Below are 14,325 nucleotides of genomic sequence, written 5' to 3'. Positions count from 1 at the left end.
TGCGCCCTACGGGGCCAGGGGGTATTTGCCGGTGAGCGCTTGGTGTGTGGTGGTTCAGTGTTCATTCCAAGAGCGCCCTCTCCCTAACCCTCTCCCTGAAGGGAGAGGGGACCGTTCGGTGCGTTTTGACAGTCCTGAGTCAGCCGGCAATTCCGAAGGCCTCCGGCTGAAACCATTCCTTCTCTCGGCACGGACAAGCCCCCTCTCCCTTCAGGGAGAGGGTTGGGGAGAGGGAACGGAGTCCGTCGAAAACACTGCAGCTACCGGGAAACTCCATTCGCGAGCAAGCTCGCTCCTACAGGGAGCCCAAAGTCATGCGCTCACAGTCAAGCCACCCGCTCCGGCGACGGCGTGACGATCGGCTGCAACGGCGGCGTCAGCGGCGGCAGGCCGTAGGCGGCGCGGGCCGCGTCGCAGTTGGGGTTGTGCTGGCCGTCGACCCAGGAGGCCTCGAATTCCCGGCAGGTGCTGGAGCGCTGCTCGTAGACCGTGCAGCGCACGCCACAGCCGACCTCGCCCAGCAACCCCACGCAGCGCACCGGCTTGGCCTCGGTGCCGCGCATGGCGGCATGGTACGGGCCGACCTGCACCACCAGGTCGTCGGGTACGTTGCCGCCGGCGGAACGGCACTCGCCCCAGTAGAAGGACACACGGAAATGCGCGCAGCAGGCGCCACAGTTCAAACACGGATTGTCGATGGACATGATGTGCGAATGCACCAGAAGAAACCGGCGAGCGCCGGCGGGCAGCGCAGAATTCTAGCGATTGCGCAGCCGTTGTGAAGAGCCCTCCGGCGCGCTGCGCATCGCGCCGAGGGCAGGTACAATGGAGGGTTCATGTCCATCGAGTCCGCTTCATGGCGCTGCCGACACTACGCACCCTCGGATACATCATCGGCCTGTTCCTGATCACCCTGGCGGTGGCCATGCTGGTGCCCATGGCCACCCTGCTCTACTACCACCGCCCGCAGGAACTCTCGCCCTACATCTGGTCGAGCCTGATCACCTTCAGCGCCGGCCTCGGCCTGGTCCTGCCGGGCCGCCCCGAGCAGGCCCACCTGCGCCCGCGGGACATGTACATGCTCACGGTCTCCAGTTGGGTGATCGTCTGCTTCTTCTCCGCCCTGCCCTTCATCATCGCCCGCCACATGAGCGTCACCGACGCCTTCTTCGAGAGCATGTCGGGCATCACCGCCACCGGCTCGACGGTGCTTTCCGGGCTGGACAACATGTCGCCGGGCATCCTCATCTGGCGCTCGATGCTGCACTGGCTGGGCGGCATCGGCTTCATCGGCATGGCGGTGGCGATCCTGCCGATGCTACGCATCGGCGGCATGCGCCTGTTCCAGACCGAATCCTCGGACCGCAGCGACAAGGTCATGCCGCGCTCGCACATGGTCGCCAAGTACATAGTCGCGGTGTACGTCAGCATCACCATCCTCGGCACCCTGGGCCTGTGGTGGGCCGGCATGGGTCTGTTCGATTCGCTCAACCACGCCATGTCGGCGATCTCCACCGGCGGTTTCTCCACCTCCGACCAGTCCCTGGCCAAGTGGCACCAGCCGGCGGTGCACTGGGTGGCGGTGGTGATCATGATCCTCGGCAGCCTGCCCTTCGCCCTCTACGTCGCCACCCTGCGCGGCCATCGCAAGGCGCTGCTCAAGGACAGCCAGGTGCACGGCTTCATCGGCCTGCTGGTGTTCACCTGGCTGGTGATGGGCACCTGGTACGCCTTCAATTCCGACCTGTCCTGGCAGGACGCGTTGCGCATCGTCGCGGTGAACGTCACCTCGGTGGTCACCACCACCGGCTTCGCCCTGGGCGACTACAGCCTGTGGGGCCACTTCTCGATCATGGTGTTCTTCTACCTGGGCTTCATCGGCGGCTGCTCCGGCTCCACCGCCGGCGGTTTGAAGATCTTCCGCTTCCAGGTCGCCTACATCCTGCTCAAGGCCAGCCTGTACCAGCTCATCCACCCGCGCGCGGTGCTGCGCCAGAGCTACAACGGCCACCGCCTGGACGAGGAGATCGTGCGTTCGATCCTGACCTTCTCGTTCTTCTTCGGCGCCACCGTCGGCGGCCTGGGCCTGGCTCTGACCTTCCTCGGCCTGGACTGGATGACCGCGCTGACCGGCGCCGCCAGCACCGTCTCCGGCGTCGGCCCGGGCATGGGCCCGGTGATCGGCCCCTCAGGCAACTTCTCGTCCCTGCCGGACGCCGCCAAGTGGCTGCTGTGCGCCGGCATGCTCGCCGGGCGCCTGGAGATCCTCACCGTGCTGGTGCTGTTCACCCCGGCCTTCTGGCGCCACTGAGGCGCGTCAGCCGAGGATGCCGGCGGCGATGTTGATGCTCAGGCCGAGGATCGCCGTGTTGTACAGGAAGCAGATGATCGACTGCGCCAGGGCCACCCGGCGCAGCGCCGGCGAGGCGATGGCCACGTCCGAGGTCTGCACGGCGACGCTGAGGGTGAAGGAGAAGTAGGCGAAGTCCCAGTAGTCCGGCTGCCGCCCGCGGTCGGGGAACTGCAGCGGCGCCTCGCCGTCCGCCGCCGTGTAGAACATGCGCGCGTAGTGCATGGCGAAGATGGTCCCGATGAGGAACCAGGAGCCCAGAACGGTGCTGCCGGTAAAGGCGTAGCGCAGCAGCCGCTCGCTCCCCGGCAGCTGGCGCGCGCCGGCCAGCTCATAGACGATCGCCACCAGGCTGGCGATGGCCGCGGCGCTGACCAGCACCAGCACCGCCTGGGCGTTCTCGTCCTCGATGGCAGCCAGGCGCTGCACCTGGTCCGCCCCGGCGCGCAGGGCGAGCACGGTGATCAGCAGCACGTAGCCCCAGGCGGCGACGTTCCAGCCGACCAGCGTGCGCATCAGCGGCGGCAGGTGGTAGCAGGCCAGCCCCAGCGCCAGGCCGGCGGCGCAGGCGAGGAGCAGGCGCGGATGGGTGTGCAGCAGGGTACGGCTGAGCAGCATGCGTGGCGTTCCAGGCGGGGACCTGGGCTGAGCCTAGCTCAGTAGACCGGCGGCCGCAGGCGCTGGGCGAATTCGTCGAGCTGCTTCTGTTCCTGTTTGTCGGCCAGCAGCCGCGCTTCCTCGCGGTAGCGTTCCACCAGCTTGCGCAGGCCCTCCAGGCGGGCGTACTTCTCCGACCAGGCGACACGCGCCTTCTCCACCACGTCCTGGTGCCAGGCCAGGCTGCGGTTCTGCTGCTCCACGGCGGTTTCCAGCTGCGCCAGGAAGCGCTGGTAGTCCAGCAGCCACTGGCCGCTGACGCCCTGGCGGCCGCGGTCGATCCACTGTTGCTGGTAGTCGGCGCGGAAGCGCTCCAGCTCGGCCAGCTTGCGCTGCGCCTGGAGCAGTTGGTTCTGCGCCTGGCCGAGCTGGCGCGCGGCCTCGCGTTCGGCCTTCAGGGCCATCTCCACGACAGGAGCCAAGCGGTCGGCGCGGCGGTTCATGGCAGGCGGGCCTCAGGCATGATGCGGCAACCTCAGCCGGCCTTGCCGGACAGCACGGCGTCCAGCAGCTGGGCGCTGTCTTCCAGGCTCTGGCTTTCGTTCAGGCCCTGGCGGAGGAACTGGCGCATCACCGGGAAGCGCTGGATGGCCAGGTCGGTTTCCGCATCGCCGCCAGCGACGTAGGCGCCGACGCTGATCAGGTCGCGGCTCTGCTGGTAGCGCGACCATAGCTGCTTGAAGCGCTGGGCGTGCTGCAATTGCTCGGGGCTGACCACCTGGGGCATCACCCGGCTGATCGAGGCCTCGATGTCGATGGCCGGGTAATGGCCTTCCTCGGCCAGCCGGCGCGACAGCACGAAGTGGCCGTCGAGCACGCCGCGGGCGGAGTCGGCGATCGGGTCCTGCTGGTCGTCGCCCTCGCTGAGCACGGTGTAGAAGGCGGTGATCGAACCGCCGCCCTTCTCGCCGTTGCCGGCGCGCTCCACCAGGCGTGGCAGGCGGGCGAACACCGATGGCGGGTAGCCCTTGGTCGCCGGCGGCTCGCCGATGGCCAGGGCGATCTCGCGCTGGGCCTGGGCGAAGCGCGTCAGCGAGTCCATCAGCAGCAGGACGTTCTTGCCCTTGTCGCGGAAGTATTCGGCGATGCGCGTGCAGTACATGGCCGCGCGCAGGCGCATCAGCGGCGCGTCGTCGGCGGGGGATGCGACCACCACCGAACGCTTGAGGCCTTCCTCGCCGAGGATGTGCTCGATGAATTCCTTCACCTCGCGGCCCCGTTCGCCGATCAGCCCGACCACGATGATGTCGGCCTTGGTGTACTTGGTCATCATGCCCAGCAGCACCGACTTGCCCACGCCGGTGCCGGCGAACAGGCCCAGGCGCTGGCCGCGGCCGACGGTGAGCAGCGAGTTGATCGAGCGGATGCCGACGTCCATGGGTTCGTGGATCGGCTCGCGCTTGAGCGGGTTGATGGTCGGGCCGTCCATCGGCACCCAGTCCTCGGCGCGCATCCCGCCCTTGCCGTCCAGGGCGCGGCCGACGCCGTCGAGCACGCGGCCGAGCATGGACATGCCCATGGGCAGGCGGCCGCTGTCGGGCAGCGGCACCACGCGGGCGCCAGGGGCGATGCCGGCGAGGCTGCCGACCGGCATGAGGAAGATCTTGCCGCCGGAGAAGCCCATGACCTCGGCTTCCACCTGCACCGAGTGGTAGCCGCTGTCGTTGATCACCATGCAGCGGCTGCCCACCGCCGCCTGCAGGCCCTCAGCCTCCAGGGTCAGGCCGACCATGCGCAGCAGGCGGCCTTCCACCACCGGCTGCGCCGGCAGTTTGGCGGCGTCCAGGTAGCCTTCCAGGCGCCTGGCGAAACTTACCCGGTCAAGGCGCATCGGTCTGGTCCAGGTCGATGTGCAGGTCCGGCTCCAGGGCGTGGGTGGCCTGCTCGCGCTGCTGTTCGAAGAGTTGCTTGGTGATCTGCGCCAGGCGCGTCTCGATGCTGGCGTCGATGCGCGAATGCTCGGTCTCGATGCGGCAGCCGCCGGGCAGCAGCTGCTCGTCCTCGAGGATGCGCCAGCTTTCCTCGTGGCGGTCGCGCAGGGCCTTGACCAGTTCGAAGTCCTGCGGGTTGACGTGGATGCGCACGTTGTCGCTGCCCATCGGCAGTTGCTTGAGCGCCTCGCGCAATACCTGGCGCAGTTGGCTGGAGTCGCCCTCCAGCTCGCGCTGGATGACCTGGCGCGCCACCTGGCCGACCAGGTTGACCAGCATCTGCTCGATCAGCAGGTCCTGCTCGGCGATGGGCTCGAACAGCTGGCCCATCAGTGTCTCCAGGCCAGCCAGGCGCTCCTGCAGCGCCACCTCGGCCTCCTGCCGGGCCTTGAGCTGGCCGGCGTGGAAGCCGTCCTTCTCGCCGGTGGCGAAGCCTTCGTTGTAGGCGTCCTGGCGGATCGCTTCGAGTTCTTCGAGCGTCAGCGGTTTGACTTCCTCGACGGGGACTTCCTCCACCGCCGGGGTTTCCGGCGCCTGCGGCTCGGGCGCAGGCTCCGGCGGCCGTTCCACCACCGGGTCGAAGCTGGGCAACGCCCAGCGGTCGAAGCCGGCGACGTCGCGCGCGCGGATCAGGCCATCGTGTTCCTCGCCCTTGGGTTTCGCGGGACCACTCACTTAGATCATCTCCTCGCCACCCTTGCCGCCGAGGACGATCTCGCCGGAGTCGGCCATGCGCCGGGCGATGGTGAGGATTTCCTTCTGCGCGCCCTCCACTTCGCTGACGCGCACCGGACCGCGGGCCTCCAGGTCGTCGCGCAGCAGTTCGGCGGCGCGCTTGGACATGTTGCGGAAGATCTTCTCGCGGATGCCCTCGTCCGAGCCCTTGAGGGCCAGCACCAGCACGTCCGAGGAGACTTCGCGCAGCAGCGCCTGGATGCCGCGGTCGTCGACGTCGGCGAGGTTGTCGAAGACGAACATGAGGTCCTCGATCTGCCCGGAAAGGTCTTCGTCGACGTCGCGGATGGCGTCCATCAGGGCGCCCTCCACCGAGCTGTCGAGGTAGTTCATGATGTCCGCCGCGCGCTTCACCCCGCCCATGGTGGTGCGGGTGGCGTTGGCGTTGCCGGCGAACTGCTTCTCGAGGATCAGGTTGAGTTCCTTCAGCGCCGAGGGCTGCACGGTGTTCAGCGAGGACACGCGCAGGACGATGTCCAGGCGCACCTTGTGGTCGAAGTGGCTGAGCACTTCGGCGGCCTGGTCCGGGTCCAGGTAGGCGACGACGATGGCCTGGATCTGCGGGTGCTCGTAGCGGATGACGTCGGCTACGGCGCGCGGCTCCATCCACTTCAGGCTGTCCAGGCCGCTGGTGTTGCCGCCCAGCAGGATGCGGTCGATGAGGTTGTTGGCCTTGTCCTCGCCCAGGGCCTGGGTGAGCATCTTGCGGATGTAGCCGTCGGCGCCGACGCCCAGGCTGGTCTGGTCGCCGACCACCTCGACGAACTCGCTCATCACCTGCTCGACCTGCTCGCGATGCACGTTGCGCATCTGCGCCATGGCCACGCCGACCCGCTGCACTTCCTTCGGCCCCATGTGCCGCAGCACCTGGGCCGCGTCGGTCTCGCCGAGGGACAGCAGGAGAATCGCAGCCTTGTCGACCTTGGTCAGTTTGGCGTTCAACCGGGTCTCGCTCATACCGCATCACTCATCGGAGTTGATCCAATCCTTCACTACCTGGGCCACGCGGCCCGGGTCCTGAGCCACCAGGCTCTTGATCGCGTTCAGCTGCGCATCGTACCCCTCGCTGGGGCTGGGCAACAGGATGCTCGGCGGGCCGCCCAGGCTGACGCGGTCCTCGGCCAGCTCGCCTTCCAGGCCGCCCATCTCGCCCAGGGCCATGTCGCCGCCGGCGCCGGCCACCAGGGCCTTGTTCTTGTTGCCGGCGAGGTTGTTCAGCACCGGGCGCAGCACGCCGAACACCAACACCAGGATGAAGACGATGCCCAGCACCTGCTTGACGATGTCCCAGAACCAGGGCTGCGAGTAGAACGGCGGCGAGGCGATCTCCAGGTTCTGCTCAGGGGCGAAGGGCGCGTTGATCACGCTGACGCTGTCGCCACGGCTGGCGTCGTAGCCCACCGCGTCCTGCACCAGGCGGGTGAAGCGCGCCAGTTCGTCGGCGCTCCAGGGCTTGTGGCTGACTTCGCCGGTCTTGGGGTCGGCGACCATGTGGTCGTCCAGCACCACCGCGACGGAAAGCCGGCGCAGGCGGCCCTGCTGCTGCTTGGTGTAGCTGATGGAACGGTCCAGCTCGTAGTTGCGGGTGTTCTGCTCGCGCTTGTCGGTGGGGTACGGCGCCAGCACCGGACGGCCGGTCTTCGGGTCGATGATGGTCTGGCCGTTGGCGTCCTTCAGCGGCTGGCCCGGGGCGACGAAATCACCGCCGGCGCTCTTGCCGGTCTGCTGCGGCGCGCTGGCCGGGCCCGGCGGCTGGTTCGACAGCGCACCCGGCACGCCCTGCGGGCCGTTGCTGTTCTGGCGTTCTTCGTTGTTCACCTGCTCGCTGCGCAGGGCCGGCTGGTCCGGGTTGTAGGACTCGGCGGTGGATTCCACGGCGCTGAAGTCGACGTCGGCGGACACCTCGGCCTTGTAGCGGCCGTCGCCCAGCACCGGCTGCAGGATGCTGTGCACGCGCTGGGTGAACATGCTTTCCATGCGCCGGGAATAGTCGAACTGCTTGCCGGCCATGGTCAGTTCGGAAAGCTCCTGCTGGTCGGAGAGCAGGTTGCCCTTCTGGTCGACCACGGTGACCTGGGACTTGTCCAGTTCCGGCACGCTGGTGGCCACCAGGTTGACGATCGCCAGCACCTGGCTGGGCTCCAGGCTGCGCCCCGGGTACAGCTCGACCAGCACCGAGGCGGTGGGCTTGCGCTCGTCGCGGACGAACACCGAACTCTTCGGGATGGCCAGGTGCACGCGGGCGGCCTTGACGTTGTTCAGGCTGGAGATGGTGCGCGCCAGCTCGCCTTCCAGGCCGCGGCGGTAATTGGTCGCCTCCATGAACTGGCTGGTGCCCAGGGCCTGTTCCTTGTCGAGGATCTCGAAGCCGACGTTGCTGTCGGTGGGCGTCAGGCCGGCGCCGGCCACCTTGATGCGGGCGCGGCCGAGGTCGTCGGCCTTGACCAGCAGGGCGCCGGAGTTGGGGTCGACCTTGTAGTTGATGTCGGCGGCGTTCAGCGTCTCGACCACCTTGTTGGCGTCGACGCCGTTGAGGCTGCCGTACAGCGGCTTGTAGTCCGGCTGCTGGGACCACAGCACCATGCCGAAGCCGATGGCGATGCTCGCCGCCAGCCCGACCAGCAGGCCGACCTGGCGCAGCACCGGCATCTCGGCGAGGTTCTCGAGGAACTGCAGGCCCATCAGCGGCTTCTTCAGCATTTCGGCTGCGCCGGCTTTGGCGGGGACCTGGTTGTCTACAGTGGCTTCGGCCATGAACTATCTACCTACCCCGTGGCTCAGATGGGCATCTGCATGATGTCCTGGTAGGCCTGGACCAGTTTGTTGCGCACCTGGGTCATGGCCTGGAAGGACACGCTGGCCTTCTGCGAAGCGATCATCACGTCGGTCAGGTCGACGTTGCTCTGGCCCACCTCGAAGGCATTGGCCAGCGCGCTGGCGGCCTGCTGGGTGGAGTTCACCTTGTTCACCGCCTGGCCGAGCATGTCCGAGAAGCTCGGCGCGCCCTCCACGGCAGCCGGCGCCGAGGCGGCCGGCTTGGCCTTGGCCATGGCGTCCATCTGCATGGAGCGCATTTCCAGTAGCAGGCGGTTGAACTCGATACCCTGACTCATTGGCTTTCCCTCTGACTACGGGCCGCGGCTTTTTTGACGCCGCGGCGCTTTGGCATAGGGGATTGCAACAAGGGTGCCAGGTTTCAGGGGGGACTTGCAGGATGAGGTAATTGGGAGCAAGAGCCCCTCACCCCAGCCCTCTCCCGGAGGGAGAGGGAGCCCCTCCTCTGCCGTACGAATCAAGGCATGCAGCCTGGAACATCGGTGCCGGCCACACCTATATGCCAGGAGAAATCCATTACTTGTCGCCACGCCGAACGGCCCCCTCTCCCTCTGGGAGAGGGCTGGGGTGAGGGTGCTCTATCCAGGCTCCAATGCCAACAGAATCGCCTCCAACACCCCTTCCGTCCGTACCAGCACATCATGATTCCAGAACCGCAACACCCGCAGCCCCTGCCCCCTCAACCAGGCGTCCCGCTCGACATCCGCGACGTTTCCCAGATGCTGCCCGCCGTCCAGTTCCACCACCAGTTGCCGCTCATGGCAATAGAAATCCACCACATACGGCCCCAGCGGCACCTGGCGCCTGAATTTCCAGCCGAGTAGCCGGCGATCCCGCAGGCGACTCCACAACAACCGCTCCGCGTCGGTTTGCCGACGCCGCAGTTCCCGGGCGAATTCCGTTGGCCTCGACATGCCCTGCCCTTCCTCCATGGAAAAGCAGAACCCTGCGCCACCCACCGCCGTCACGACTGCCGGCAAGCGCTGAAACCACCACGGGAAACGCCCCTCACCAGACAAAGAAAAGGCCCGCGAACAGCGGGCCCGAACAGGGGAAACCGGCGCCACTCAACTGGCGTACAAGTAGGCCTCCACATCCATCCCCGCGTCACGCATCTGCGCCAGCTTGTAGCGCAGGGTGCGCGGGCTGATGCCCAGGCGTTCGGCGGCTTCCTTGCGGCGGCCGCGTTCGCTGCGCAGGGTGTCGATGATCATCTGGAACTCGCGGCGGCGCAGGTCTTCGCCGAGGCCGCCGGCGTTGTCCGCGGGCGCCGACGGAATTCCGGCGCTGGCGGCGGCCGCCGCCGGGGCGGGCTGCACCAGGGGGATCACGGGCGCTGCGGGCGCCATGCCGATGGGGGCGTTCAGGCACAGGTCCAGGGCGCGGACCTGGCCGCCCTGCTGCAGGATCAGCGCGCGCTGGATGGCGTTGTCCAGCTCGCGCACGTTGCCCGGCCAGGGGTGCGTCAGCAGGGCGTCGCGGGCGTCGGCGGCCAGGCTCACCGCGCCCAGGTTCATCTTCTTCACGTACTTGGCCAGCAGGCGCTCGGCCAGCGGCAGGATGTCCGCCGGGCGCTCGCGCAGGGCGGGCCAGGCCAGGGGGAAGACCGACAGGCGATAGTACAGGTCCTCGCGGAAGCGCCCCGCCGCCACCTCGCCGAGCAGGTCGCGGTTGGTGGTGGCCAGCACGCGGATGTCCAGCTCGATCGGCTTGCGCGCGCCCACGCGCTCCACCTCGCGCTCCTGCAGCACGCGCAGCAGCTTGGCTTGCAGGGCCAGGGGCATCTCGGAAATCTCGTCGAGGAGAATGGTGCCGCCGTCGGCCAGCTCGAACTTGCCCGGCTGCGCGGCGATGGCGCCGGTGAAGGCGCCCTTCTCGTGGCCGAACAGGGTGGCCTCGAGCATGTTGTCGGGAATGGCCGCGCAGTTGATGGCGATGAAGGGCTTGTTGGCGCGCGGCGACTGCTGGTGGATGTAGCGCGCCAGCACTTCCTTGCCGGTGCCGGACTCGCCGGAGATCAGCACGGTGGAATCGCTGCGCGCCACCCGCGCGGCCAGCTCCAGCAACTGGCGGCTGGCCGGTTCCACGGCCACCGGGCCCTCGCCTTCGGCGACGGGCGCCTGGCCCAGGGCGTGGCGGGCCACCAGCTCCAGCAGCACCTTGGGCTCGAAGGGCTTCACCAGGTAGTCGGCGGCGCCCTGGCGCATGGCGTCGACGGCGCGCTCGACGGCGCCGAAGGCGGTCATCAGCAGCACCGGCAGCTGCGGGTAGCGGGCGCGGATCAGGCCGAGCAACTGGTGGCCGTCCATGCCGGGCATGTTGACGTCGCTGACCACCAGGCCGAAGGCCTCGCGCTGCAGGGCGACCAGGGCCGCCTCGGCGCTGTCCACGGCGGTGAACTCGCAGCCGCCGATCAGCAGGGTATCGGAGAGGGCTTCGCGCAGGGCGCGGTCGTCTTCGACGAGCAGGATTCTGGCGGGCATTGGGTTATTCCTTGTGTTCACGGACGGGGGCCGCGATCAGCGGCAGGATCAGGCTGGCGCAGGTGCCACGGCCCGGTCGCGATTGCAGGCGCAGTTCGCCGTGGTGCGCCTTGGCCACCGCCTTGACCACCGCAAGGCCGAGGCCGGTGCCGGTGGTCTTGGTGGTGAAGAAGGGCTCGCCCAGGCGCGCCAGGGTGGCGGCGTCCATGCCCGGGCCGCTGTCGCTGATGGCCAGGCGCAGGCTGTCGCCGCGAGCGTAGAGGTGGACTTTCAGGCTCACGTCCTGGCCGCCGGCCTGGATGGCGTTGTGCAGCAGGTTGAGGACGCTGCCGACCAGGGTGTCGCGGTTGCACAGCAGCTCGCCGCCGCGCACGTCGCATTGCCAGCGCAGCTGCAGGCCGGCGACATGGGCCTCGGCGGCGGCGCGCAGGCCGGCGAACAGCTCCGCCGGGCTCAGGCGGTCCGGCAGCGGCAGGTCGCCGCGGGCGAACACCAGCATGTCGCGCACCTGGTTCTCCAGTTCCTGCAGGCGCTCCTTGAGGCGCCCGGCGAAGCGCTGCTGCTGCTCCAGCGGCAGCGCCTGCTCGCTCAGGTGGCCGGCATAGAGCATGGCCGCGGACAGCGGCGTGCGGATCTGGTGGGCCAGGGACGCGACCATCCGGCCCAGGGCCGACAGGCGCTCGTGGCGGGCCAGTTGGTCCTGCAGGCGGCGGGTCTCGGTGAGGTCGTTGAGCAGTACCAGTTGCCCCGGCTCGCCGTTCAGCGAGCGGGTGGCGATGGACAGGCGGCGCCCGTCGCGCAGGGAAATCTCGTGGCCGTCATCCTTGCGCGGCGCGAAGCAGCGGGCGATGACCTGGCGCCACAGCATGCCTACCAGGGGCTGGCCGAGCAGGCCGCGCGCCGCCGGGTTGGCCTCGCGCACCACGCCCTGGCCGTCGATGACGATGACGCCGCCGGGCAGCAGGTCCAGCAGGCTCTGCAGGCGGTTGGCCAGGCGTTCCTTCTCCGCCAGCTCCTGCATGCGCTGGGCGCTGACCAGGGCCAGCTGTCCCTTCAGTTCGCTGACCCGCGCCTCCAGCATGCTGTACGACTGGTTCAGCTGGGTGGACATCTGGTTGAACAGGGCGAAGGCCTGGTCCAGGCCGGCGCGGCCGTTCTCCTCCGGCGCATCGCTGGAGGTCGGCTGGGACTGCTGGGGTACGGCTGGCATCATGCTGTCTCTCTTCCATCCGACGTCGTGAAAGCGTCGGCTGGCAGAGTCTTAGCAATCTGCGTGCCTAAAAATTAATCCTTTATTTTCAAGCACTTATTGAAACGCAAAGGCAAGCGGCGTCAATCCTCCGCCACTTCCTCCTCGCGGCGGCTCATGCCGTACTTGCGCATCTTCTCCACCAGGGTGGTGCGGCGGATGCGCAGGCGCTCGGCGGCGCGGGCGACCACGCCGTTGGCGTCGTCTAGGGCCTGCTGGATCAGCCCCTGCTCGAGGTTGGCCAGGTAGTCCTTGAGGTCGATGCCCTCGGCCGGCAGCATCGCCGGCGAGTCCAGGCCCGGCAGCCCGGCGGTGATGGCGGCGCGCTCTTCCAGCTCCTCGCGCAGGCTGCTGGCGAGTTGCTCGTCCTCGTCGTCGACGTGGCGGAATTTCTTCGGCAGCTCGCCCACGCCGATCACCCCGTAGGGGTGCATGATCGCCAGGCGTTCCACCAGGTTGGCCAGCTCGCGCACGTTGCCCGGCCAGTCGTGACGGCACAGCGACATGATGGCGGCGGAGTTGAAGCGGATGGAGCCGCGCTTCTCGTGCTCCATGCGCGAGATGAGTTCGTTCATCAGCAGCGGGATGTCTTCCACCCGCTCGCGCAGCGGCGCCATCTCGATGGGGAAGACGTTGAGGCGGTAGTACAGGTCCTCGCGGAAGCTGCCGCCCTCGATCATCTTCTCCAGGTTCTTGTGGGTCGCGGCGATGATGCGCACGTCGACGTTCTGCGTCTTGTTGCTGCCGACGCGCTCGAAGGTGCGCTCCTGCAGCACGCGCAGCAGCTTGACCTGCATCGGCAGCGGCATGTCGCCGATCTCGTCGAGGAACAGGGTGCCGCCGTTGGCCAGCTCGAAGCGCCCGGCGCGGCTGGTGATGGCGCCGGTGAAGGCGCCCTTCTCGTGGCCGAACAGTTCGCTTTCCAGCAGCTCGGCGGGAATGGCCCCGCAGTTAACCGGCACGAAGGGCGCTTCGCGACGCTTGGAGTGGTAGTGCAGGTTGCGCGCCACCACTTCCTTGCCGGTGCCGGACTCGCCGAGAATGAGCACGCTGGCGTCGGTGTCGGCCACCTGCTGCATCATCTGCCGTACCTGCTGGATGGCCCGGCTGGTGCCGACCAGGCTGCGAAACAGGTTGGGCTCGCGCTGGCGGCCGCGCTCGCGGGCCTGGTCGTACATCTCGCGGTAGACCTGGGCGCGGTGCAGGGAATCGAGCAGCTTGTTGTAGCTGGGCGGCATCTCCAGGCTGGCCAGCACGCGGCGGCGCAGCTCTTCCGGCCAGTCGGTCGGCGCCGAGTCGCCGATCAGCAGCACCGGCAGGAATTCGTCCCAGGCCGAAAGCTGCTTGAGCAGCTCCAGGGCGCCGCCCTTGTGCTCGACGCTGCCGAGCAGCACGCAGAGCACGCCGCGGCTGCCGTTGGGCAGGTCGTCGACCGCCAGGCGCCATTCGCGGCTGCGGCAGGACAACTGGTCCTCGCCGAGGAAGTTGAGGATGGTGGAGAGTTCGCGGCAACGCTCCAGGTCGTCGTCAATCAGCAGAATCTTGGTTTCACGCCACATCTTGCTCTTGTCTTCCGAAGGCATGTGGGCCGGCGAACGGCAACGGGAAAGAGGCGGAAACAATCCGCCATCATTTAGCCACCAAGTAAAGTCAAAAATGTGGCAGGAGTCAAATTTATGGCGTGATTTATTCGTTGTTTCCGACGGAAGAACTTACCTGCTGGCACGAACGGCGGCAACGGCGAAAACGAGGGGCCGCGCCGAACGGGCGACCCGCGGGGCTCAGCCGAAAAGCTGATAGACCTTGGCGCCCTTGTGCGACCGATTGACGCGGATGATCTCCTCGGCCACGCCCTGGCGCTGGCGGGTGACTTCCTGGACCAGTTCGCGGTACAGCACGAGCAGGCCTTCGAGGCTGCGCTTGAGGTCGCTGTCGTCGTCCAGCGGCTCGTGCATGGCGGCATCCACGTGCTGGCGACACTCCAGGTCCAGCCGGGCGATGGCTTCCCAGTCCTGCTCTGCCAGGGCGGTGCCCAGGGCGCTGCGGGTTTGTTCGATACGCTCGACGGCGAGGGTCATGTCATGT

Annotated in this window: 14 protein-coding genes; 1 reads left to right on the top strand and 13 read right to left on the bottom strand. The window is 67.9% G+C overall.

What is annotated here, in order from left to right:
• Window positions 1–326: 326 nt before the first annotated feature.
• Window positions 327–704, bottom strand: a complete 378-nt coding sequence (locus tag IG194_RS22710; RefSeq protein WP_058489736.1) for a YkgJ family cysteine cluster protein — start codon at window positions 702–704, stop codon at window positions 327–329.
• A gap of 152 nt (window positions 705–856) precedes the next feature.
• Here IG194_RS22710 and IG194_RS22705 point away from each other — a divergent pair, with 152 nt between their 5' ends.
• Complete coding sequence (locus IG194_RS22705; RefSeq protein WP_009620890.1) at window positions 857–2,311, top strand: TrkH family potassium uptake protein; 1,455 nt, start codon at window positions 857–859, stop codon at window positions 2,309–2,311.
• Between the two features lie 6 nt (window positions 2,312–2,317).
• Here IG194_RS22705 and IG194_RS22700 read toward each other — a convergent pair whose 3' ends face one another.
• From IG194_RS22700 to IG194_RS22645, 12 genes are all read right to left on the bottom strand, one after another.
• The gene (locus IG194_RS22700) at window positions 2,318–2,968 is read right to left on the bottom strand and encodes a DUF1345 domain-containing protein (protein WP_058488820.1); all 651 of its coding nucleotides are present in this window, start codon (window positions 2,966–2,968) and stop codon (window positions 2,318–2,320) included.
• A gap of 38 nt (window positions 2,969–3,006) precedes the next feature.
• Window positions 3,007–3,450, bottom strand: coding sequence for a flagellar export protein FliJ (gene fliJ, locus IG194_RS22695; protein WP_058488819.1), 444 nt, complete (start codon window positions 3,448–3,450; stop codon window positions 3,007–3,009).
• 32 nt (window positions 3,451–3,482) lie between these two features.
• Window positions 3,483–4,838 carry a flagellar protein export ATPase FliI gene (gene fliI / locus IG194_RS22690; RefSeq protein ID WP_058488818.1) on the bottom strand — a complete coding sequence of 452 codons (1,356 nt, stop codon included), beginning with the start codon at window positions 4,836–4,838 and terminating at the stop codon, window positions 3,483–3,485.
• Window positions 4,828–5,613 carry a flagellar assembly protein FliH gene (fliH, locus tag IG194_RS22685; protein WP_058488817.1) on the bottom strand — a complete coding sequence of 262 codons (786 nt, stop codon included), beginning with the start codon at window positions 5,611–5,613 and terminating at the stop codon, window positions 4,828–4,830. The genes fliI and fliH overlap by 11 nt, the downstream gene beginning before the upstream one ends.
• Window positions 5,614–6,630, bottom strand: coding sequence for a flagellar motor switch protein FliG (gene fliG / locus IG194_RS22680; RefSeq protein WP_009620873.1), 1,017 nt, complete (start codon window positions 6,628–6,630; stop codon window positions 5,614–5,616).
• A 6-nt stretch (window positions 6,631–6,636) separates the two neighbouring features.
• Entirely contained in the window at window positions 6,637–8,427 is a 1,791-nt protein-coding gene (gene fliF, locus IG194_RS22675) for a flagellar basal-body MS-ring/collar protein FliF (RefSeq protein WP_058488816.1), read from the bottom strand.
• A 23-nt stretch (window positions 8,428–8,450) separates the two neighbouring features.
• Window positions 8,451–8,786 carry a flagellar hook-basal body complex protein FliE gene (gene fliE, locus IG194_RS22670; protein ID WP_009620871.1) on the bottom strand — a complete coding sequence of 112 codons (336 nt, stop codon included), beginning with the start codon at window positions 8,784–8,786 and terminating at the stop codon, window positions 8,451–8,453.
• Between the two features lie 300 nt (window positions 8,787–9,086).
• Window positions 9,087–9,488: an endonuclease domain-containing protein gene (locus tag IG194_RS22665; RefSeq protein ID WP_412535688.1), complete on the bottom strand. Its 402-nt coding sequence runs from the start codon at window positions 9,486–9,488 to the stop codon at window positions 9,087–9,089.
• An 87-nt stretch (window positions 9,489–9,575) separates the two neighbouring features.
• On the bottom strand, window positions 9,576–10,991 hold the full coding sequence (gene fleR, locus IG194_RS22660) for a sigma-54-dependent response regulator transcription factor FleR (RefSeq protein ID WP_058488814.1): 1,416 nt from the start codon (window positions 10,989–10,991) through the stop codon (window positions 9,576–9,578).
• 4 nt (window positions 10,992–10,995) lie between these two features.
• On the bottom strand, window positions 10,996–12,201 hold the full coding sequence (locus IG194_RS22655) for a sensor histidine kinase (protein WP_141679798.1): 1,206 nt from the start codon (window positions 12,199–12,201) through the stop codon (window positions 10,996–10,998).
• Window positions 12,202–12,323: 122 nt separating this feature from the next.
• Entirely contained in the window at window positions 12,324–13,799 is a 1,476-nt protein-coding gene (locus IG194_RS22650; RefSeq protein ID WP_024128246.1) for a sigma-54 dependent transcriptional regulator, read from the bottom strand.
• A gap of 222 nt (window positions 13,800–14,021) precedes the next feature.
• Window positions 14,022–14,318: a hypothetical protein gene (locus IG194_RS22645; RefSeq protein ID WP_043267646.1), complete on the bottom strand. Its 297-nt coding sequence runs from the start codon at window positions 14,316–14,318 to the stop codon at window positions 14,022–14,024.
• Between the last annotated feature and the right edge of the window lie 7 nt (window positions 14,319–14,325).

The sequence above is a fragment of the Pseudomonas sp. ADPe genome (assembly GCF_014843515.1).
GTDB lineage: Bacteria > Pseudomonadota > Gammaproteobacteria > Pseudomonadales > Pseudomonadaceae > Pseudomonas > Pseudomonas citronellolis.
Note: the sequence above shows the minus strand (reverse complement) of the source record. Positions and strands in the feature narration are given on the sequence as shown.

Bases quoted from the DNA above. Each gene is read 5' to 3' on its own strand.
- IG194_RS22710 (WP_058489736.1), bottom strand. From the start codon at position 704: ATGTCCATCGACAATCCGTGTTTGAACTGTGGCGCCTGCTGCGCGCAT.
- IG194_RS22705 (WP_009620890.1), top strand. From the start codon at position 857: ATGGCGCTGCCGACACTACGCACCCTCGGATACATCATCGGCCTGTTC.
- IG194_RS22700 (WP_058488820.1), bottom strand. From the start codon at position 2,968: ATGCTGCTCAGCCGTACCCTGCTGCACACCCATCCGCGCCTGCTCCTC.
- fliJ (WP_058488819.1), bottom strand. From the start codon at position 3,450: ATGAACCGCCGCGCCGACCGCTTGGCTCCTGTCGTGGAGATGGCCCTG.
- fliI (WP_058488818.1), bottom strand. From the start codon at position 4,838: ATGCGCCTTGACCGGGTAAGTTTCGCCAGGCGCCTGGAAGGCTACCTG.
- fliG (WP_009620873.1), bottom strand. From the start codon at position 6,630: ATGAGCGAGACCCGGTTGAACGCCAAACTGACCAAGGTCGACAAGGCT.
- fliF (WP_058488816.1), bottom strand. From the start codon at position 8,427: ATGGCCGAAGCCACTGTAGACAACCAGGTCCCCGCCAAAGCCGGCGCA.
- fliE (WP_009620871.1), bottom strand. From the start codon at position 8,786: ATGAGTCAGGGTATCGAGTTCAACCGCCTGCTACTGGAAATGCGCTCC.
- fleR (WP_058488814.1), bottom strand. From the start codon at position 10,991: ATGCCCGCCAGAATCCTGCTCGTCGAAGACGACCGCGCCCTGCGCGAA.
- IG194_RS22655 (WP_141679798.1), bottom strand. From the start codon at position 12,201: ATGCCAGCCGTACCCCAGCAGTCCCAGCCGACCTCCAGCGATGCGCCG.
- IG194_RS22650 (WP_024128246.1), bottom strand. From the start codon at position 13,799: ATGTGGCGTGAAACCAAGATTCTGCTGATTGACGACGACCTGGAGCGT.
- IG194_RS22645 (WP_043267646.1), bottom strand. From the start codon at position 14,318: ATGACCCTCGCCGTCGAGCGTATCGAACAAACCCGCAGCGCCCTGGGC.